Genomic DNA, 20209 nt, shown 5'->3' on the forward strand with positions numbered 1-20209 from the left:
ACCCTGCCCCGAGCCCGAGTCCCCTCCCGCGGAGGCGGCCGCGACCTTGTCCAGGGCCGACTGGAGGGACTTCACGTATCCGGCGCTGGTGTAGGTGGCGCCGGAGACGGCGTCGATGTCGGCGGTGCCCGCGCTGACGGCGGCCTGGTTGAGCTTGGGCACCGCGTCGGCGGTGACCTGGTCGCTCTGCCCGCCCTTGGGAGCCTGCACGGCCTCGGCCCCGGTGATCTTCCCGCCGCTCACCGTGAGCCGGACCTGCACCGGTCCGTACTGGGTGCCGGCCGCGTCTCCGGTGACCGTGCCGGACCCGGCGCCCCGGCCGCCCTGCGGCGACTGCGCGGCCGCCGGCGGCGCGGCGCCGCCCGCCGCCGCGGCGGAGCCCGGGTCCGAGGCCGGTTTCAGCGACAGCAGCAGCACGATCCCGGACACGGTCGCGGCGCCGGCGAGCACGGCACGCCGAACGGGGTGACTTTTCCTCATCTGTCCTGGACTCCTGATGTCCGTCGCTCACATCTCGAACGACTCGTGGTGGATACGGCGGGCGGGAACCCCCGCGCCGCGCAGTGCCTCGTACACCGACTGGGCGAAACCGGGCGGCCCGCACAGGAAGACGTCGTGGCTTTCGACGTCCGGGATCTTGCGGCTCAAGGTCTCCGCGGAGATGTCCGGGCGCTCCCCGTCCGGGCTGTTGACCGCGTACATCAGCCGGGCGCCGCGCTCCTCGGCGATCCCGGCCAGCTCGTCCCACAGCGCCAGCTCCTGCGTGCTGTTGGCCCGGTAGAGCAGCGTGATGTCGCCGGACGCGCCGGGCAGCGTCTCGAACAGCGCCCGCATCGGCGTGATCCCGACCCCGCCCGCCACCAGCAGCACCTTGCCGCGGCTGCGGCGCTGGGCGGTCAGGGCGCCGTACGGGCCCTCGGCCCACACCCGGGTGCCTGGCTCCAGCTCGCGCAGCCGGGCGCTGTGGTCGCCGATCGCCTTCACGGTGATCCGCAGCATGTCCGGGCGCGGCGCCGCCGACAGCGAGTACGGGTGGGAGCTGAGCCGCATCCCCGGCGCCAGGAACCGCCAGCGGAAGAACTGACCGGCCTCCGCGCCCATCCGGTGCAGCCGGCGACCGCCGATCAGCACCGACACGATGCCGGGCGTCTCCTCGATCACCGCCTCCACCCGCATCCGGTGCCGCAGGTTGAGGCGCAGCGGCGTCAGCACGCGGTACCAGAGGACGAGCGCCGTCACCGACCCGTACAGCACGTACCAGACGGTCTTCGCGACCGGCTCGACCGCGAAGTCGTTGCCGGTGCTCAGCTGGTGCCAGAAGGTCAGGAACACGGCCGCGTACGTCAGCAGGTGCACGTGGTACCAGAGGTCGTACGGGATGCGCCGGCGGACCGGGCCGATCGAGATCAGCCCGATGACGACCAGCAGTCCGGTGCCGATGGCGGCCTTGCCCATGTCGGGCAGCTGGTTCACGGAGTCGACCGTCTGGGCGAGGATGTCACCGAGGCCCTTGCCGGCCTGCGCGGCGTAGCCCCACATGATCAGGAAGACATGGGCGAGGACCAGGCAGAGCGTGTAGCGGCCGGTCATGGCGTGCCAGCGGGCGACCCGGTCGGAGCCCACCCGCCGCTCCAGCGCCGGTACGCGTGCCATCTGGAGCACCACCAGCGCCATCAGGTACCCGGCGAGCAGGCCGGTGATCCGGCCCGCGTTGAGGATCATGCCGGTCTGGTCCGAGATGGCGGGCGTGTTGCGCCACCACAGCCACAACACGCCCGCCGCGCCCGCCCACACGGCGAGCAGCAGGGGGACGGCGGGGGAGCGGCGCGGACGGATGCGCCGCATCGTCTGACGGCGGGCGGCACGGCCGCCGGCGAGCGTGGTGGTCACGGTTCCTCCGTGGGGACTTGACCCTTGGCCCACAGATACGCGCCGCGCCGCCCCAGCGTTCAGCCGGGTGCGGACTCCCGTCAACGGTCAGTAGCGCGTGATCGCCGTCGCGCCGCCGGTGGTTCCGATCGCGAGGTGCGGGCGCTCGCCGGGCTCGGCCCACCGCAGGATGCGCCGCATCGCCTCGGCCGGCACCGACACGCAGCCGGCCGTCGCCCCGCGCCCGTTGACGTGCAGGAAGATGCCCGCGCCGCGGCCGCGCACGGGGCGGTGGTAGTTGAAGCCCACGACCAGGGCGTGGGCGTACTGCGCCGTGTAGGTGACCAGGTGCTCGGCCTCGGCGGCGCGGCAGTCGGCGGGGCGCGGCTCGGTCCAGCGGTTGTAGGCGCGCGAGGCGTTGTCCTGGCACCACCAGGAGTCCCGGCGGACCGGGCGGTACGGGTACGCCGTGCCGCGCGGTGCCGCCCGGATGCCGAAGGCGTACGGCAGGTCGTACAGCCCGGTCGGGGTGGTGTTCGTGCCCTGCACGCGCGTCGCCCCGGCGGTCAGCCCCCCGGCCCCGAAACGGGCGGGCGCGGAACCGGCCCGCACCCACCGGCCGTCCCCGGCGCCCCTGCGGTCCCACCAGGTGACCGTGCCCGTCGTCGAGCCGGTGCCCGGCGCGACGGCGGTGATCAGCTGGGTGCCGCCGCCGGTGTCCGCCATCCGGGCCGGAAGCGGCTGGGCGGCGGGCCCGCCGGGCGGCGCGGAACCGAGCGTGAGGAGGGACGCGGAGACGAGGACGGCTACGACACCGGGGCGCATGGCTCAGACGGTAGAGGGGGGCAGCGGCAACGGCAGCCCGGGAAGGCCGTCCAGGCTCGTCGCCACGTGCTCCTTCTTGGTGAAATAGGCGCTGAGCGAGGCGTCGTCCTCCCGGGCGAACCGCTTGCCGTGCAGATCCCGGTCCTCCTCGTACGCCATGAAGGGGACGGCGTAGCCGCAGGTGTCGCGGACGAGTTCGGCGGTCACGACGATGACCGCGCGCAGTCCGTGCGCGGTGCTGTCGATCTCGGGGAAGTGGCCGAGGAGGCCGGGGAAGCGCGGGTCGTCGCGGAAGACGGGCTCGCCGCGGCCGTGCACCCGGACGATGTTCGGCGGCCCCTGGAATGCGCACCACATCAGGGTGATCCGCCCGTTCTCCCGCAGGTGGGCGATGGTCTCGGCGTTGGAGCCGGCGAAGTCGAGATAGGCGACGGTGAGTTCGTCCAGCACCGCGAAGCTGCCCGTGAGGCCCTTGGGGGACAGGTTCACCGTGCCGTCGCCGGCCAGGGGAGCGGTGGCGGTGAAGAAGAGGGGCTGCGCCTCGATGAAGGCGCGGAGTCTGCCGTCTATGCGCTCATAAGTCTTTCCCATGCCTAATGATTATGCGGGAGTGGACGCGGCGCGTCCCGGCCGCCTGCGAGATTGACGAATCATGCAGAGTTCTGCATACTCATGCATCACAGTGATCGTACGGTGAGGAGCGACCCAAGTGAGCAGCAACAGCGGTGACGTCCGGCTCTGGGGCGGCCGTTTCGCCGACGGTCCCGCCGAGGCCCTGGCGAAGCTGTCCGCGTCCGTGCACTTCGACTGGCGGCTCGCGCCCTACGACATCGCCGGTTCGCGTGCCCACGCGCGCGTGCTGCACAAGGCGGGCCTGCTCACCGAGGACGAGCTGACCCGGATGATCGACGGCCTCGACCGGCTCGAGGCCGACGTCGCCGACGGCTCCTTCACCGGCACCATCGCCGACGAGGACGTGCACACCGCCCTGGAGCGCGGCCTGCTGGAGCGCCTCGGCGCCGACCTCGGCGGCAAGCTGCGCGCCGGCCGGTCCCGCAACGACCAGGTGGCCACCCTCTTCCGGATGTACCTGCGCGACCACGCCCGGATCCTCGGCGGCCTGATCGCCGACCTCCAGGACGCGCTGGTCGGCCTCGCCGAGGCCCACCCGGACGTGGCCATGCCCGGCCGCACCCATCTCCAGCACGCCCAGCCCGTGCTCTTCGCGCACCACGTCCTCGCCCACGTCCAGGCGCTCGGCCGGGACGCGGAGCGGCTGCGCCAGTGGGACGAGCGCACCGCCGTGTCCCCGTACGGCTCCGGCGCGCTCGCCGGCAGCAGCCTCGGCCTGGACCCGGAGGCGGTCGCCCGCGACCTCGGCTTCGAGCACGGCAGCGCCGGCAACTCGATCGACGGCACCGCCTCCCGCGACTTCGTCGCCGAGTTCGCCTTCGTCACCGCGATGGTCGGCGTGAACGTCTCGCGGATCGCCGAGGAGATCATCATCTGGAACACGAAGGAGTTCTCCTTCGTGACGCTGCACGACGCCTTCTCCACCGGCTCGTCGATCATGCCGCAGAAGAAGAACCCGGACATCGCCGAACTGGCCCGCGGCAAGTCCGGCCGCCTGATCGGCAACCTGACCGGCCTGATGGCGACTCTCAAGGCCCTCCCGCTCGCGTACAACCGCGACCTCCAGGAGGACAAGGAGCCGGTCTTCGACTCCATCGACCAGCTGGAGATCCTGCTCCCCGCCTTCACCGGCATGATGGCCACCCTCACCGTCCACCGCGAGCGCATGGAGGAGCTGGCCCCGGCCGGCTTCTCGCTGGCCACCGACATCGCCGAGTGGCTGGTCCGGCAGGGCGTCCCGTTCCGCGTGGCGCACGAGGTGGCCGGCGAGTGCGTGAAGGCCGCCGAGGCCGAGGGCAAGGAACTGGACGAACTGACCGACGAGCAGTTCGCGAAGATCTCCGCCCACCTCACCCCCGACGTCCGCTCCGTGCTCGACGTCCCCGGCGCCCTGGCCTCCCGCAACGGCCGCGGCGGCACGGCGCCCGAGGCGGTCGCCGTCCAGCTCGCCGAGGTGAAGGCGGACGTGGCCGGCCAGCACGCCTGGGCGAACGCCAAGAAGTAGCACCCGGTGTACCGGAGGGGCATCGCGGTTACGTTGGTCAGCGAGCTACAGCAGCTACGGCAAGCTCAGCAGCTTCAGCAGCCGACCGAACGGAGCCCGCGATGCCCTTCGCCCGCCTGGCAGCGGCGACCACCCCCACCTGCCACATCGGTCTGGGTCTCGCCGCCGTTGGCCGACCCGGCTACATCAACCTCGGGCGCGACCACGACCTGCCGGCCGACCGTACGGTACGGGCGATGCGCGAGCGGACCCACGACCTCCTGGATGCCGCCTACGCCCAGGGCGTGCGCTACTTCGACGCGGCCCGCTCGTACGGGCGCTCGGAGGAGTTCCTGGCCGACTGGCTACGGGAGCGCCCGGAGGCCGACGACGTGATCGTCGGCAGCAAGTGGGGCTACACCTACACCGCCGACTGGTCCACCGAGGCCGAGCGGCACGAGGTCAAGGACCACGGCGCGGCGACCTACGAACGCCAGCGCGGCGAGACCGACGCCCTGCTCGGCGACCGGCTCGACCTCTACCAGATCCACTCGCTGACCCCCGACAGTCCGGCCCTCACGGACAAGGAACTGCACGCGAAGCTGGCCGAGGCCGCCGCGGGCGGCGTCACCGTCGGCTTCTCCACCAGCGGCCCCGCCCAGGCCGAGGCGATCCGCGCCGCGCTCGCCGTGACCGTGGACGGCGAACCCCTCTTCCGCACCGTCCAGTCGACGTACAACGCGCTGGAGACCTCCGCCGGGCCCGCGCTGGCCGAGGCGCACGAGGCCGGGCTCACCGTGATCGTCAAGGAGGGCATGGCCAACGGCCGCCTCGCCGAGCCCCACGCGCCCGGCGCCCTCAAGGCCGTCGCGGAGGAGACGGCCCTGGGCTGCGACGCGGTCGCCCTCGCGCTGATCCTGCGACAGCCGTGGGCGGGCGTGGTCCTCTCCGGGGCGGCCACCGTGAACCAGCTCGGTTCGAACCTGCACGCCGCCGTCGTCGACTTCGACGAGGACCAGGTGGCACGCCTCGGCGCGCTCGCCGAGGAACCGGGCGCCTACTGGGAGCGGCGCGGACAGCTGCCCTGGCACTGAGCCCCTTCACAGGTCCGTGACACATCTCTGAGAGGTGAGTCACGCATGCCCAGTGTGAGACAAAGCTGTCTCATGTGGGTTATCGTTGTCTCATGGCTGTTGATCGAGACCAGGTACTGCGCGACGCCGCGTCCCTGCTGACCCGCAAAGCCACCGCGACGATGGACGAGGTGGCACGGGCGGCCGGGATCAGCCGGGCCACGCTGCACCGGCACTTCGCCGGGCGCGACGCGCTGGTCCGGGCGCTGGAGGCGCTCGGCATCGCCGAGTGCGAGGCCGCCCTGGCGGCGGCCCGCCTGGACGAGGGAGCGGCGGCCGACGCGGTCCGCCGGCTCGTCGGCGAGCTGGAGCCCGCCGCCGGTCTGATCGCCTTCCTCTACACCGAGAACCAGCTGTTCGAGGGCGAGGAGCAGAACAAGGGCTGGGCCCGCGTCGACGCCCGGCTGGCCGCGCTGTTCCGCCGGGGTCAGGAGAGCGGCGAGTTCCGCATCGACCTCACCCCGGCCTGGCTGACCGAGGCGCTCTACGGCCTGATCGGCGCCGGCGCCTGGGCCGTGACCGAGGGCCGCGTGGCCCGCAACGACTTCACCCACATGATCGTCGAGCTGCTGCTCGGCGGCGCACTCCGGAGAGAGGGATCATGACCCGCACCCTGCAGTCGGCACACACGACCGAGGCGGTGAAGCGCCCCGGCCGCTGGCTGGCGCTGTCCGTCCTCGTGCTGGCCGTGCTGCTGGTGGCCGTCGACGCGACCGTGCTCGGTCTCGCGACCCCCTACATCAGTGAGGACCTCGCCCCGTCCGGCACCCAGCTGCTCTGGATCGGCGACGTCTACTCCTTCGTCATCGCCGGTCTGCTCGTCTCCATGGGCAGCCTCGGCGACCGCATCGGCCGCAAGCGGATCCTGCTCGTGGGCGCCGCGGCGTTCGGCGCGATATCCGTGCTCAACGCCTACGCGCACACGCCCGAGCTGATGATCCTCGCCCGGGCGCTGCTCGGCGTCGCGGGCGCCACCCTGATGCCCGCCACCCTCGCCCTGATCCGGAACCTCTTCCACGACCCGCGCGAACGCAGCCTCGCCGTCGGCATCTGGGGCGCCACCGCGTCCGCCGGTACGGCGGTCGGCCCGATCGTCGGCGGGTTCCTGCTGGAGCACTTCTGGTGGGGCTCGGTCTTCCTGATCAACCTGCCCGTGATGGCCGTCCTGGTCGTCGTCGGCGCCAAGCTGCTGCCCGAGTCCCGCAACCCCGACCCCGGCCCGTGGGACCTGCTGAGCGTCACCCTCTCGCTGGTCGGCATGGTCGGTGTCGTGTACGCCGTCAAGGAGGCCGCCGCGCACGGGTTCGCGTGGGCCACGCTCGCCGCGGGCCTGCTGGGCGCCGCCGCGCTCTACGGGTTCGTGCGCCGTCAGCTGACGATGCCGAGGCCGCTGCTCGACATGCGGCTGTTCCGCAGCCGGGGCTTCAGCGGGGCGGTCCTGGCCGACCTGCTGACCATCCTGGGCCTGTCGGGGCTGGTCTTCTTCCTCTCCCAGTATCTGCAACTCGTCCAGGGCAGGCGACCCTTCGAGGCGGGACTGGCCGAGCTGCCGGCCGCCGTCGGCGCGGTGGTGGCGGGCCTGATCGCGGGCCGCGCGGCCCGGCGCTTCTCGGTCCGTGCCGTGGTCGCGGGCGGGCTCGCCGCCGTCGGCCTCGCGCTCGCCGCGCTGACCGTCATCGGGCAGAACACCGGATACCCGCTGCTGGGCGCGGCCCTGCTGGTCGTCGGCGTCGGCGCCGGGTTCTCGTTCACCGTGACCGCCGACGTGATCCTCTCCAGCGTGCCCAAGGAACAGGCGGGCGCCGCCTCCGCGGTCTCCGAGACGGCGTACGAACTCGGCGCCGCGCTCGGCATCGCGGTGCTCGGCTCCATCGTGACCGGCGTGTACCGCGACTTCACCGGTCCGGCGGGCACTCCGGCGGCGGCACACGAGTCCCTGGGCGGCGCGGTGGAGGCCGCCGCGGGTCTCCCCGCCGACACGGCCGGGGCGCTCCTGGACTCCGCCCGTCAGGCCTTCGTCGACGGCCTGACCCTCGCGGCCGGCGTCGGCGCCGCGGTCCTCCTGGCCGCCGCGGTGGCCTCCTGGTTCCTGCTCAGGGGCCAGCGCCTGGAGGACGGGGTGGAACACCCGTAGCCGCCCGCCGGCAGGACCTGAGCGAGGGGCCGCACCCCAGGGTGCGGCCCCTCGCTCGCGGGCACGGCGCGTCAAGCCCGGCGCGGCGGCACGTCCGACCGCACGGGTGCCCCCTGCCGGGTCTGTTCCCAGGTGCCGGGCAAGGGCGACGTGGCGGACGGGGGAGAGCGCGCGCCCCCATCCTGCCCATCCGCCGGAGGCCTACGCCGCCTTGGCCTTGCTCGCGTACATGTCCACGTACTCCTGGCCCGACAGCCGCATGACCTCGGTCATCACGGAGTCGGTCACGGCGCGCAGGACGTAGCGGTCGCGGTCCATGCCCTCGTAGCGGGAGAACTCCATCGCCTCGCCGAAGCGGACCGTGACCTTGCCCGGCCGGGGCAGCCCCGCGCCGCCCGGCTGGAGCTTGTCGGTGCCGATCATGGCGAACGGGACCACGGGCGCGCCGGTCATCAGGGTCAGCCGGGCGATGCCGGTGCGGCCGCGGTAGAGGCGGCCGTCGGGGGAGCGGGTGCCCTCCGGGTAGATGCCGAAGACCCGGCCCTCGTCCAGCACCCGGCGCCCGGTCATCAGCGCCGCGACACCGCCCCGGCCGCCGTCGCGGTCGACCGGGATCATGCCGACGCCGGTGAAGAACCAGGCCATCAGGCGGCCCTTGAAGCCCTTGCCCGTGACGTACTCGTCCTTGCCGATGAAGAAGACCTGCCGGTCGCAGACCAGCGGCAGGATCATCGAGTCGATGAAGGTGAGGTGGTTGCCGGCCAGGATCACCGGACCGTCGCCCGGGATGTTCTCCACGCCCTCCACCCGTGGGCGGAACATCAGGCGCATGATCGGGCCGAGCACTGCCTTGATGAGCGCGAAGCGGGACAACGGGTCCTCCGGTGTCGGGGATGCGGTATGAGTCTGTGCAGGTGAGGACATTACTCGCGGGCCAGGGGGTCACGCACCTCGGGTCACCCGGGTCTTACGCGGTGTTGACGCGTGTTCACCTGCGGTGCGGCCGTGTTGCGCGGCGGTAACGTCCTCGTGCCGGTGTGAGGCAGGTCGCGCCCGGAGACCGGTGTGTCGCCGGTCCCGGTGTGCCGACCCGGCCCGGATCGAAGCACGGGCGCCGCCCGCGCCGTACGAGGCGCGCCGCCGGAGCCGCGCCACCGACCCGTGTGACATCGCGTACCCTCGCAGACCGCCCTCAAGCCGACGGCCCGTCAGCCATCCGCGCCCACCACCCTCAGGGGCCTGAGGCGTCACGTTCGTACCGCGTACGACATCACCCCGCACCCGCGTGTTCCGGCCACGGTCTCCCACTCGTCATGTACGCGCCCCTACGATCGGCCCGCACCGACGTCGACGGCAGGAGGCCCTGATGGGAACGCAGGAGTCGGACGAGCAGGCGGGCGGCACCGGACGGCGCGCGCTCCTCGGAGCGGCGGTGCTCGGCGCGGGCGGAGCCGTGTTCGGCCTGTCCGGCACGGCGAGAGCCGCCGGCACCGGGCACGGCGGGGGACACGGCGGCGGCCTGGGGGGCCTGCCCGTCCCGACCGTCATCGGCCACCGCGGCGCCAGCGGCTACCGCCCCGAGCACACCTTCGGCTCCTACGAACTGGCCCTCGACATGGGCGCCGACATCGTCGAGGCCGGGGACCTGGTCCCGACCAGGGACGGTCACCTCGTCTGCCGCCACGAGCCCGAGATCGGCGGCACCACCGACGTCGCCGACCACCCCGAGTTCGCCGACCGCGAGCGCACCAAGCTGCTCGACGGCGTCTCCACCACCGGCTGGTTCACCGAGGACTTCACCCTCGCCGAGCTGAAGACGCTCCGCGCGACCGAGCGCATCCCGGCCAACCGCCCGCACAACACCCTCTACGACGGCCGCTGGGAGATCCCCACCTTCGAAGAGGTGCTCCGCTGGCAGAACGAGCAGACCCGCAGGCGGGGCAGGCAGGTCTGGATCTACCCCGAACTCAAGCACCCCACCTACTTCCGCAAGCTGGGCCTGGGCACGGAGGAGCGCCTCGCGCGGCTGCTGCGCAAGTACGGCAAGGACCGCAAGAACTCGCCCGTCGTCATCCAGTCCTTCGAACCCACCAGCATCCAGCGGATGAACAGGCTCGTCGGCAACCCCCTCGCCGTCCTGCTGTCCGGCGCGAACAGCCGCCCCTGGGACTTCGTCGAGACCGGCGACCCGCGCACCACGGCCGACCTGATCACGCCGAAGGGCCTCAAGGAGATCGCCTCCTACGCGCAGGGCATCGGCCCCACGCTCGACCTGATCATCCCGAAGGACCCCGCGGGCCGGCTCACCGAACCGACGACCCTGGTCCGCGACGCGCACCGCGCCGGCCTGATCCTGCACCCCTACACCATGCGCAACGAGAACCCCTTCCTGCCCGCCGATTTCCGCAAGGGCGGCGACCCCGACGCCTACGGCGACGTCTTCGGGGCGTTCCGCACCTACTTCGCCACCGGCATCGACGGCATCTTCACCGACAACCCGGACACCGGCGTGCTCGCCCGCGAGGACTTCGTCAACGACTGAGCGTCCGCCCCCGGTTGGGGTGAGCTTCGGCCGCCCGGGCAACCCGCCGCCCGGGCGGCCGCGTCGACGTCCGTATGACGCACGACCTGGTCACCTCCCTCAGCCCCCTGCTCACCGCCGAGGCCGCGGCCGAGGCACATGCGTCCGGGGCCGAGCCCGGCGACCTCGAACAGGCGGTCTGGCTGCGCCTGCTGGAACGCCTGGAGGCCGACGGCCCGCCCTCCGACCCGCACCGCTGGCTGCGCCGCGCCGTCCGCACCGAGGCCCGCCGCACCCGCCGGACGACCCGGCGCGAGCGGCCGTACGAGACCGAGCCCGCCGGTGCCGCCGAGCACGATCCCGAGCAACTCGCCCTCGCCGCCGCCCGGCACCGCGCCCTGCGCGACGCGGTGCGCAGGCTGCCCGGCCGCTGCCCCCGGCTGATGGAGGCGCTGCTGTCGCGGAGAGACCTCACATACCGGGAGATCGCGGGGGAGTTGGGTATCTCACAGGGCAGCCTTGGACCGGAACGTTCCCGATGTCTGGGATGTCTGCGCCGATTGTTGACGCCGGAGGTTGCGGCCCGCTGAGGACGGGGATAGGAGTGGGGGACCACAGGTGATCAGGTGAGCGGGAGGCATGCGCACATGGGCATGAGCGTGACCATCTCGGCGGCGACCGAAAAGGACGCCGAGCAGATCTTCCGGTTGCAGTACCTCTGCTTCCAGAGCGAGGCGGCGCTGTACGGCAACTACCGCATCGACCCGCTCGTCCAGACCCTGGACTCCGTGCGCGGCGAGGTCGCCGCCGACTGCGTCTACGTGGCGCGGCTCGGCGAGGAGGTCGTCGGCTCGGTGCGCGGCCGGGTGAGCGATGACGGCGCCGCCGCCATCGGCAAGCTGTGCGTCCATCCCCGGCTCCAGGGACACGGCATCGGAGCCCGCCTGCTGCGGGCCGCCGAGGCCGCCCTCGCCGACGAGCGGGGCGCCAAGCGCTTCCGCCTGCACACCGGACACCGCAGCGAGAGCGGCCTGCGGCTGTACCGGCGGGTCGGCTACGAGACGGTGGGCACCGCCCAGGGCGACGACGGCGTTCCGATGATCGTCCTGGAGAAGCCCGCCACGGCGTACGCGACGACCGCCTGACCCACCGCCGGGACCGTACGGCGTTACGCGGTGCGGGCCCGGCGCAGCCAGTAGAGAGCGGACAGCGGCAGCAGTACGGGAATGAAGAGGTAGCCCATCCCGTAGTCGGACCACACGGTCGCGTCGTGGAAGGCGGACGGCTCCACCATCGTCCAGGTGCCGACCGTCAGCACGCCCACCAGCTCGGCGGCGCAGCACACCACCGCCGCCCTGCGGGCCGTCTCGCCGCCGCGCACCAGCGTGTACGTGATGAACCCGTACACGAGACCCGCCAGGGCGGACAGCGTGTAGGGCAGCGGCGCCCGGTCGAACTCGGTCGCGATCTGGTACGCGGAGCGGGACACGGCGCCGACCACCATCACGCCGTACAGCCACACCAGCAGGATCCCGGGACCGCCGATCAGCCGCGCACCGGCCGGCTTCTCCTCCGTGGCCACCACGTCAGCCTCCCCAGATGTCATAGAGCCGCACCTCCAGGACGGCGAGGACGACGCCGCCCGCGGCCACCGTCACCGAGCCCCAGCGGGTGCGCTCGGCCAGCGACATGAACCCCGCCGCCGGAACACAGGCGAAGGCGCCCAGCAGATAGGCCACGAAGATCGTCGTGCCCTGGTCCGGCTCCTCGCCCCGCGCCAGCTGCACGATCCCGACCACGAGCTGGACCAGCGCCAGCAGCGAGACCACGGCCATGCCGATGAAGTGCCAGTCCTTGGTCGGCTGGTCACGGTAGGCCGCCCAGCCGCACCAGGCGGCGAGCAGCAGCGCGGCGACACCGGTCACCAGCGTCAGGGCGTCAAGCATGGCAGCGAGCCTATTACGGCCCAAAAGGCCCGCCGTCCCCGGCCCCGCCCCCCCCGCACCCGGCACCGACCCGCGGCGGACCCGTAGGGTCGGGGACATGAAGCTCCACGCACAGGCCCTGCTGTTCGACAACGACGGAACCCTCGTCTCCTCCCTCGAGTCCGTGGGCCGCTGCTGGACGCGGTGGGCCGGTGAGTACGGGATCACCGCCGAGGAGTTCTCACGGGTCGAACTGCACGGCCGGACCGCCGCCGAGATAGCCGCCGACCTGCTTCCCTCCCACGCCGTGCCGCAGGCCGTCGCGCGGATCGAGCAGCTGGAGGTCGAGGACGTGCCGAACGGCGGCGTGCGACTGCTGCCCGGCACCCGGGACTTCCTCGACGCGCTGCCCGCCGACCGCTGGGCCGTGGTCACCTCCGCGACCCGGCGGCTCGCCGAGGCCAGGCTCGCGGCCGTCGACGTCCTCCCCAAGAACCTCGTCGCCGCCGACGACGTCGCACGCGGCAAGCCCGACCCCGAGCCCTACCTGCTGGGCGCCCGCGTCCTGGGCGTCGACCCGGCCGACTGCGTCGTCTTCGAGGACGCCCCCGCCGGTCTCCGGGCCGGCCGCGCCGCCGGGATGCGGACCGTGGCGTTGGCCACAACGCACCGGCCCGGCGAACTCGAGGCCGACCTGGTGGTCACCGACCTGTCGGCCTTGTCCCCACTGGTCACCGACGCGGGCATCGAGATCGTCGTCCGGGGCTGAGCCACCGGCCCGCGACCGCCCACCCTCCGCCGCTGTCCACCATGCGGACAGCGGCGTCCGGTCACGAGCACACGTCTGCTTTACTGATCGCATGAGCACGACGAGCGACCGCACCCCTGCGACCGAGGCGACGATGACGCCCGGTGCTCGTTGTATGTGCCGCGTCGCTCCTCGCGCGTGTCGAATGTGCGCCTTCTAGAGGGCCCCTGCACCACCTGAGCCTCGCGCCCCGAAGCGAGCGCCGCTCATGACCGCCACCGCGCCCCGCGCACGCGGCTGAGCCACGCCCCGCGCACACGTTTCTCCCCGGTCAGCCGGGTCGCACCGCCACCGCGAGAACGTGCCGCGTTCCGAAGGACCCCAAGCCCCCGAAGAACAATGCCCCGTGCCCGGCGCCCACCACCGCGCCGCGCACTCGACAGTGACGGAAACCCACGTGATCACCACATCGGGCCTCACGAAGGTCTATCGCTCACGCGGCCGCGAGGTCACCGCCCTGGACGGCGTCGACCTGCACGTCCGCGAGGGCGAGGTGTACGGCGTCATCGGCCAGTCCGGCGCCGGCAAGTCCTCGCTCATCCGCTGCGTCAACCTCCTGGAGCGGCCCACCGCCGGCACGGTCACCGTCGCCGGCCAGGACCTCACCGCACTGGCCGGTCGCGGCCCCCGCGCGAGCCGCGAACTGCGGCAGGCGCGCAGCCGTATCGGCATGGTCTTCCAGCACTTCAACCTGCTCTCCGCGCGGACGGTGCGGGACAACGTCGAACTGCCGCTGGAGATCCTCGGCAAGTCCGGGAAGGAACGTTCCCGCAAGGCGCTGGAGCTGCTCGACCTCGTCGGCCTCGCCGACAAGGCGGGGGCCTACCCCGCCCAGCTCTCCGGCGGACAGAAGCAGCGCGTCGGCATCGCCCGCGCCCTGGCCGGCGACCCCAAGGTGCTGCTCTCCGACGAGGCGACCAGCGCCCTCGACCCGGAGACCACCCGCTCCATCCTCCAGCTGCTGCGCGACCTGAACCAGCAGCTCGGTCTGACCGTCCTGCTCATCACCCACGAGATGGACGTCGTCAAGACGATCTGCGACTCCGCCGCCCTCATGGAACACGGCCGCATCGTCGAGTCCGGCACCGTCGGCGAACTCCTCGCCACCCCGGGCTCCGAACTGGCCGCCGCGCTCTTCCCGGTCGGCGGCGACGCCTCCGCCGACGACCGCACGGTCCTCGACATCACCTTCCACGGCGAGGCCGCCACCCAGCCGGTCATCTCCCAGCTCTCCCGCACCTACAACATCGACATATCGATCCTCGGCGCCGCCATCGACACCGTCGGCGGCCTCCAGGTCGGCCGGATGCGCATCGAACTGCCCGGCCGCTACGAGGACAACGTCGTGCCCGTGGGCTTCCTGCGCGAACAGGGCCTCCAGATCGACGTGGTGAACGCGACGAGCGACGCGCCGTCCGCGCTGGTGAAGGAAGGTGCCAAGTGACCTGGTCCGAGATGCAGCCCCTGCTGGAGCAGGCCTCCTGGGAGACCCTGATCATGGTCGGCTGGTCCACCCTGATCGCCGTCGTCGCCGGACTCCCGCTCGGTGTCCTGCTCGTCCTCAGCGACCGGGGCGGACTGCTCCAGAACGTCGTGGTCAACAAGGTCGTCGGCCAGGTCGTGAACGTGGGCCGCTCGATGCCGTTCATCATCCTGATGGTCGCGCTGATGAGCTTCACCCGCTGGGTCACCGGCACCACCATCGGCAGCGAGGCCGCGATCGTGCCGCTCGCCATCGGCGGCATCCCGTTCTTCGCGCGCCTCGTCGAGACCGCCGTGCGCGAGGTCGACGGCGGGCTCGTCGAGGCCGTCCAGTCCATGGGCGGCAACACCTGGACCATCGTCCGCAAGGTCCTGGTCCCCGAGGCGCTCCCGTCCCTGATCGCCAGCACCACCACCACGGTCATCGCGCTCATCGGCTACTCGGCCATGGCCGGCACCGTCGGCGGCGGCGGCCTCGGCGACCTCGCCGTCCGCTACGGCTACCAGCGCTTCGAGACCGGGCTGATGTGGATCACCGTCGCGCTGCTGGCCGTCGTCATCTCCCTCATCCAGTTCGCCGGCGACTACGCGGCCCGCACCCTGCACAGCCGCGGGCGCGGCGGCGCCGCCCCCAGGCTCCGGCTGCTCAAGGCGAAGGAGCCGGCCGCCGCCGACATCGGCAAGGTCGCCTGACCCGCCCCTCCCCAAGACTCCCCGTTGTACCCGTGACGGGGTCGCACCACCTCAGGAAAGGCACTTTTCGTGCGTAACACCGCCAAGATCACCACCGCCGTCCTCGCCACCGGAGCCCTCACCCTCGGCCTCTCCGCCTGCGGCTCGGACAAGGACTCCGCCTCCGACACCTCCGGCCCGCTGGTCGTCGCCGCGACGCCCGTCCCGCACGCCGAGATCCTCACCTACGTCAAGGACAACCTGGCGCAGAAGGAGGGCCTCGACCTGGAGGTCAAGGAGTTCACCGACTACGTCACGCCGAACACGGCGACGGAGGACGGCTCGGTGGGCGCCAACTACTTCCAGACCGAGCCCTACCTCGCGGACTTCAACAAGAAGAACGGCACGCACCTGAAGTCCGTGGCCTCGGTGCACCTGGAGCCGCTCGGCCTGTACTCCCACAACGCCGACAAGGCCGGCGACCTGAAGAACGGCGCGACCATCGCCCTGCCCAACGACACCGTCACCGAGGCCCGCGCGCTGCAGCTGCTCGCCTCCGAGGGCCTGATCACCCTCAAGGACGGCGCGGGCAACTCGGCCACCACCGCCGACATCACCAAGAACCCGAAGAACCTCGAGTTCAAGGAGCTGGAGGCGGCCCAGACCCCGCGCTCCCTGAACGACGTCGACGCCGCGGTCATCAACGGCAACTACGCCCTCGAGGCCGACCTCAAGCCGGCCAAGGACGCCCTCGTCCTGGAGTCCGCCAAGGGCAACCCGAACGTCAACCTCCTCGTCGTCAAGGAGGGCCAGGAGGACGACCCGCGGGTCAAGAAGCTCGCGAAGCTCCTCACCTCGCCCGAGGTCAAGAAGTACATCGAGGACAACTTCGCCGGGTCCGTGCTCCCCTCCTTCTGAACCGTCCCCGCTCCGATCCCGATCCGAACAGCGCGTCCCGCACCGGGTCCGCTCCGCACGCGCGGTGCGGACCCGGTGGTGCGGTCGAGTGCTTTCATGCTGCATGCTGGGCAGTTCGAGCAGGCCCTGACGGTTACACAGGTTACGGAGCGGCGCATGACGAGCACCTTCCCCAACATCTCCATCAGCACGGAGCGGTTGGTGCTGCGCCCCCTCGACGAGGACGACGTCCCTGCCCTCGCCGCCATGATGAACGACGAGCAGGTCGCCGCCTGGACCCACGTCCCCCAGCCCTTCACCGAGGACGGCGCCCGCACCTGGATCGGCGACCACGCCCCCGCCGAGCGCACCGCCGGCCGCGGCCTCGACCTCGCCGTCACCGAGTTCCTCACCCAGCGGCTGGTCGGCGTCGTCCAGCTGACCAAGACCAACTGGCACGTCCGGTCCACCGAACTGTCGTACATCGTCGCCCCCTGGGCCCGCGGCGAGGGGTACGCCTCCGAGGCGGCCCTGGCGACCGCCCACTGGCTCTTCGGCGACCAGAAGTTCGAACGCGTCGAACTGCGCACCGCGGCCGACAACACCGCCTCCCAGCAGGTCGCCCAGAAGATCGGCTGCATCAGCGAGGGAGTCCTGCGCAACGCCTGTATAGCGCGGGTCCGCACCGAGGACGGCCTCTGGGCGGACGTACGCACCGACTTCATCGTGTGGAGCCTGCTGCCGGAGGATCTGGAGGGTGGGTCCGGGCAGCTCACCGACAACGGCGACTTCACCGCCTTCACGGACTGGAACTGACCCCCCCGGGGGCCGACGCCGCCGCTCCGCGACCGGGCCGCAGCGGGTACCCTCACGGGGCGCGCCCGCGCATGGTTTCGCGACCACGACCTGCGAAATGCCTGGAGACTGACGACGATGGCCGACCGTGTCACGGTGATCGGCTGGGACGGTTCACCGCTGACCGCCGCGGCACGCTCCGCACTGGGTGCCGCCACGCTGGTGGCCGGCGCCGCTCACCACCTGGCACTTCCCGAGGTACCGCCCACCGCCGAGCGCATCCGTCTCGGCAGCGTGGCCCTCGCCGCCCGGCGCATCGCCGCCCACCGCGGCACGACCGTCGTCCTCGCCGACGGCGACCCCGGCTTCTTCGGCGTCGTACGCACCCTGCGGGCGCCCGAGTTCGGCCTGGAGGTGGAGGTCGTCCCCGCCGTCTCCTCCGTCGCCGCCGCCTTCGCCCGTGCCGGGATGCCCTGGGACGACGCCCATGTGGTCGTCGCCCACCCCCGCACCCTGCGACGCGCGGTGAACGTATGCCGGGCCCACACCAAGGTCGCGGTCCTCACCTCCCCGGGCGCCGGGCCCGCCGAACTCGGCCTGCTGATGGAGGGCGTCCACCGCACCTTCGTCATCTGCGAGGAACTCGGCACCACACGCGAGCGGGTCACCGTCGTCACCTCCGACAAGGCCGCCGACCACACCTGGCGCGACCCGAACGTCGTCATCGTGGCCGGCGGCAGCGTCGGACCGGGCGCGGCACCCGACGGCGCCGGCTGGATCGCCGGCCGCGACCCCGCCGCCGGACCGCGCGGCTGGTCCCTGCCCGCCGACGCGTACGCCGGCCCGCTGGGCGAGGGCGAGACCGACCTGCTGCGCACGGCCCAACTCGCCAGGCTCGGGCCCCGCCCGGGCGACCTGGTGTGGGACATCGGCTCCGGCAGCGGCGCCTTCGCCACCGAGGCGGCACGCGGTGGCGCCGCCGTCATCGCGGTGGACCGCGACGCCGACGCCTGCGCCCGCACCGAGGCCACCGCACGCCACTTCGGCGTCCAGCTCCAGGTGGTGCACGGCACCGCGCCGCACGTCCTGGAGAACCTGCCCGAACCCGACGTCGTCCGTGTCGGCGGCGGGGGAGCGGCCGTGGTCTCCGCGGTCGCCGACCGGCGCCCGCAGCGCATCGTGGCGCACGCCGCGACCCGTGACGCGGCCGAACTCGTCGGCAGGGACCTGACGGAGCACGGGTACCGGGTCGAGTGCGCCCTGCTCCAGTCCGTCGGACTGGACACCCGGGCGTGGACGGAGACGGAGCGGAGCGTCGCGTTCCTGCTCACCGGGGTCCTGGTGGACCGCGCCCCGTGATCGGTTGTTCATACCGCGCGGGGTAGGCTGGCGGATTGTTGTACCGCACTCGGACACCCGGCACTTCGTCGGCCGATGTCCGCAAAAACCCGCACCTTCCGGGCCGGGTGTGGTACGGCAGAACCGGAGGACGCGCAACGTGGCGCAGTCCACAGCGGGCCGTCGCGGATCAAGCTGTCGTGGCGGGGGAACGACCGCGACAATGCCACTCAATGGCTTTGTCGTCTTTTTCCTGCGGGTCGTTCGTGCCGCTGGGCACGCACGCTCGTTCTTCACTGTGGGGCGGTCGGTGCGCCGCCCCGGGTGAGCTGGTCGTAGAAGCACTAACCGATGGGCGAGGGGTTACGCATGACCGACACCGGCCAGATCCCCGGCGAGGGGCTGCCGGAGAACGCAGGCATGGTGGAGCAGCCGGGCGTCCCCGCACCCGGCGCGTACACCTACCTCTCCGAGGCCGAAACCGAGGACGAGGACCTGTTGTTGCTGCCGGGAGCCCAGGGTGCATGGGGCAACGAGGTGGCGCCGCCCGCGCCGGAGCCGGTCGTCGAGACCGTGCACCAGCCGGGCCCGCACGAGCTGTCCGGACGTGACAGCGGCTCGGTCGACCTCAACGGCGTCCGCCTGCCCGATCCGGCGCAGGACCCCGCGACCGCCCCGGTCCCGCCGCGCAGGCCCCTGCACCTCGGCCCGCCGATTCCCGACACCTCCGCCAGCCCGGTCCGATCCCTCGCCGACCGCGGCCCGGCCGACGCTCCGGTACGGCACTCCGGACCGCAGTCCGCCGGTGCGGAGTACCCCGACGGCCGGCAGGCCGCCGCGACGCCTTCACAGGACACCCCGCCCTGGGGGGCGCAGAGCGAGCCGCAGACCGCGCAGGCGCCGGTGAGCGCTGCGGCGGGGCATGCGGAAACGGTTATTCCGGTACCGGAGCAGGCATCCGAGCCGGTGGGCGCCGCCCAGGCGCTCGTCACGCGCGTCGCCACGGAGGCCGTCGCGGCGACGGGCGGGACGGGCACGCCCGAGGCCGAGTCCGGCGGGGAGTCCGCGCCGGTGGCCCACGCATCCGGCCCGGCGGAGGAGCCTGCCCCCGAGCCGGTTGTCGCGCAGCCTGCTCCCGAGCCGGTCGTCGCTGAGCCTGCTCCCGAGCCGGTTGTCGCGGAGTCTGCTCCCGAGCCGGTCGCCACGGAGCCTGCTCCCGAGCCGGTCGCCACGGACCCGGTGGCCCCGACAGCTGACGGGGCCCAAGCGGCCGAAGGAGCCGAAGGAGCCGACGCGGTCTCCGAGCCGCCGGCTCCCGAGGAACCGGCGGCGTGGGAGGAATCCCGGCCCGCAGACGATCCCGCGCTTCAGGAGGCCCCGCCGACCGAGGGTCCCGCGCCTCAGGAGGCCCCGCCGACCGAGGCTCCCGCGCCTCAGGAGGCCCCGCCGACCGAGGCTCCCGCGCCTCAGGAGGCCCCGCCCGCCGAGGCTCCCGCGCCGCAGGACGCCCCGCCCGCCGAGGCTCCCGCGCCGCAGGACGCCCCGGACTCCCTGGTCCCGGACATGTCCGCGCCGCCCGTTCCGGCGGCCGAACCCGCCCCCGAGCTCACCGAGCCCGAACCGGCCCCGGCCCCGGAGGCACCGGTGGCCACCGAACCGCCCGCACCGGTGCAGCAGGCGGAGGTGCCGCAGGC

At 72.6% G+C, this 20209-nt stretch carries 20 protein-coding genes and 1 pseudogene; 14 read left to right on the forward strand and 7 right to left on the reverse strand.

The window, feature by feature from the left end; translation table 11 throughout:
- The 4 genes from DMH12_RS26845 to DMH12_RS26860 all read right to left on the reverse strand — a co-directional run.
- Positions 1–480: FMN-binding protein (locus DMH12_RS26845; protein WP_185832562.1), on the reverse strand; the 480-nt coding region annotated here is incomplete at its 3' end.
- Positions 481–507: 27 nt separating this feature from the next.
- The gene (locus DMH12_RS26850) at positions 508–1890 is read right to left on the reverse strand and encodes a ferric reductase-like transmembrane domain-containing protein (RefSeq protein WP_185832563.1); all 1383 of its coding nucleotides are present in this window, start codon (positions 1888–1890) and stop codon (positions 508–510) included.
- Between the two features lie 87 nt (positions 1891–1977).
- Positions 1978–2694: a L,D-transpeptidase gene (locus tag DMH12_RS26855; RefSeq protein ID WP_125494030.1), complete on the reverse strand. Its 717-nt coding sequence runs from the start codon at positions 2692–2694 to the stop codon at positions 1978–1980.
- Positions 2695–2697: 3 nt separating this feature from the next.
- Positions 2698–3285, reverse strand: coding sequence for a pyridoxamine 5'-phosphate oxidase family protein (locus DMH12_RS26860; protein ID WP_125494031.1), 588 nt, complete (start codon positions 3283–3285; stop codon positions 2698–2700).
- A gap of 118 nt (positions 3286–3403) precedes the next feature.
- Between DMH12_RS26860 and argH the strand changes: the two genes are divergently transcribed.
- From argH to DMH12_RS26880, 4 genes are all read left to right on the forward strand, one after another.
- The gene (argH, locus tag DMH12_RS26865; RefSeq protein WP_125494032.1) at positions 3404–4831 is read left to right on the forward strand and encodes an argininosuccinate lyase; all 1428 of its coding nucleotides are present in this window, start codon (positions 3404–3406) and stop codon (positions 4829–4831) included.
- Positions 4832–4932: 101 nt separating this feature from the next.
- Positions 4933–5904 (forward strand): aldo/keto reductase, encoded by a 972-nt coding sequence (locus DMH12_RS26870; protein ID WP_125494033.1) that lies wholly within the window; start codon positions 4933–4935, stop codon positions 5902–5904.
- 92 nt (positions 5905–5996) lie between these two features.
- Complete coding sequence (locus tag DMH12_RS26875; protein ID WP_185832564.1) at positions 5997–6548, forward strand: TetR/AcrR family transcriptional regulator; 552 nt, start codon at positions 5997–5999, stop codon at positions 6546–6548.
- Positions 6545–8077 carry an MFS transporter gene (locus DMH12_RS26880; RefSeq protein ID WP_125494035.1) on the forward strand — a complete coding sequence of 511 codons (1533 nt, stop codon included), beginning with the start codon at positions 6545–6547 and terminating at the stop codon, positions 8075–8077. Before DMH12_RS26875 ends, DMH12_RS26880 begins: the two co-directional genes overlap by 4 nt.
- 201 nt (positions 8078–8278) lie before the next feature.
- On the opposite strand, the gene DMH12_RS26885 is transcribed toward DMH12_RS26880, so the two are convergent.
- Positions 8279–8950, reverse strand: coding sequence for a 1-acyl-sn-glycerol-3-phosphate acyltransferase (locus DMH12_RS26885; RefSeq protein WP_122617250.1), 672 nt, complete (start codon positions 8948–8950; stop codon positions 8279–8281).
- Between the two features lie 493 nt (positions 8951–9443).
- Between DMH12_RS26885 and DMH12_RS26890 the strand changes: the two genes are divergently transcribed.
- From DMH12_RS26890 to DMH12_RS26900, 3 genes are all read left to right on the forward strand, one after another.
- Positions 9444–10619 (forward strand): glycerophosphodiester phosphodiesterase, encoded by a 1176-nt coding sequence (locus DMH12_RS26890; RefSeq protein WP_125494036.1) that lies wholly within the window; start codon positions 9444–9446, stop codon positions 10617–10619.
- 74 nt (positions 10620–10693) lie between these two features.
- On the forward strand, positions 10694–11188 hold the full coding sequence (locus DMH12_RS26895; RefSeq protein ID WP_125494037.1) for an RNA polymerase sigma factor: 495 nt from the start codon (positions 10694–10696) through the stop codon (positions 11186–11188).
- Between the two features lie 57 nt (positions 11189–11245).
- Positions 11246–11743, forward strand: coding sequence for a GNAT family N-acetyltransferase (locus DMH12_RS26900; RefSeq protein WP_125494045.1), 498 nt, complete (start codon positions 11246–11248; stop codon positions 11741–11743).
- A 23-nt stretch (positions 11744–11766) separates the two neighbouring features.
- Here the strand turns inward: DMH12_RS26900 and DMH12_RS26905 are convergent, their stop codons facing one another.
- Positions 11767–12183 carry a hypothetical protein gene (locus DMH12_RS26905; RefSeq protein ID WP_125494046.1) on the reverse strand — a complete coding sequence of 139 codons (417 nt, stop codon included), beginning with the start codon at positions 12181–12183 and terminating at the stop codon, positions 11767–11769.
- A gap of 1 nt (position 12184) precedes the next feature.
- Positions 12185–12544, reverse strand: a complete 360-nt coding sequence (locus DMH12_RS26910) for a hypothetical protein (protein WP_122617245.1) — start codon at positions 12542–12544, stop codon at positions 12185–12187.
- A gap of 97 nt (positions 12545–12641) precedes the next feature.
- On the opposite strand from DMH12_RS26910, the gene DMH12_RS26915 reads away from it, so the two are divergent.
- The 7 genes and pseudogenes from DMH12_RS26915 to DMH12_RS26945 all read left to right on the forward strand — a co-directional run.
- Positions 12642–13292 (forward strand): HAD family hydrolase, encoded by a 651-nt coding sequence (locus DMH12_RS26915; protein ID WP_125494038.1) that lies wholly within the window; start codon positions 12642–12644, stop codon positions 13290–13292.
- A gap of 436 nt (positions 13293–13728) precedes the next feature.
- Positions 13729–14775 carry a methionine ABC transporter ATP-binding protein gene (locus DMH12_RS26920; RefSeq protein WP_185832565.1) on the forward strand — a complete coding sequence of 349 codons (1047 nt, stop codon included), beginning with the start codon at positions 13729–13731 and terminating at the stop codon, positions 14773–14775.
- On the forward strand, positions 14772–15506 hold the full coding sequence (locus tag DMH12_RS26925) for a methionine ABC transporter permease (RefSeq protein ID WP_161327554.1): 735 nt from the start codon (positions 14772–14774) through the stop codon (positions 15504–15506). Before DMH12_RS26920 ends, DMH12_RS26925 begins: the two co-directional genes overlap by 4 nt.
- Before the next feature lie 69 nt (positions 15507–15575).
- Positions 15576–16403, forward strand: a complete 828-nt coding sequence (locus DMH12_RS26930) for a MetQ/NlpA family ABC transporter substrate-binding protein (protein WP_125494040.1) — start codon at positions 15576–15578, stop codon at positions 16401–16403.
- 156 nt (positions 16404–16559) lie between these two features.
- Entirely contained in the window at positions 16560–17198 is a 639-nt protein-coding gene (locus DMH12_RS26935; protein WP_185832566.1) for a GNAT family N-acetyltransferase, read from the forward strand.
- Between the two features lie 117 nt (positions 17199–17315).
- A complete protein-coding gene (cbiE, locus tag DMH12_RS26940; RefSeq protein ID WP_125494042.1) occupies positions 17316–18536 on the forward strand; it encodes a precorrin-6y C5,15-methyltransferase (decarboxylating) subunit CbiE in 1221 nt (406 codons plus the stop codon).
- Between the two features lie 348 nt (positions 18537–18884).
- A pseudogene (locus tag DMH12_RS26945) lies at positions 18885–20209 on the forward strand (5,6-dimethylbenzimidazole synthase); the annotation flags it as partial.

The organism is Streptomyces sp. WAC 04229 (assembly GCF_003947455.1).
Lineage (GTDB): Bacteria > Actinomycetota > Actinomycetes > Streptomycetales > Streptomycetaceae > Streptomyces.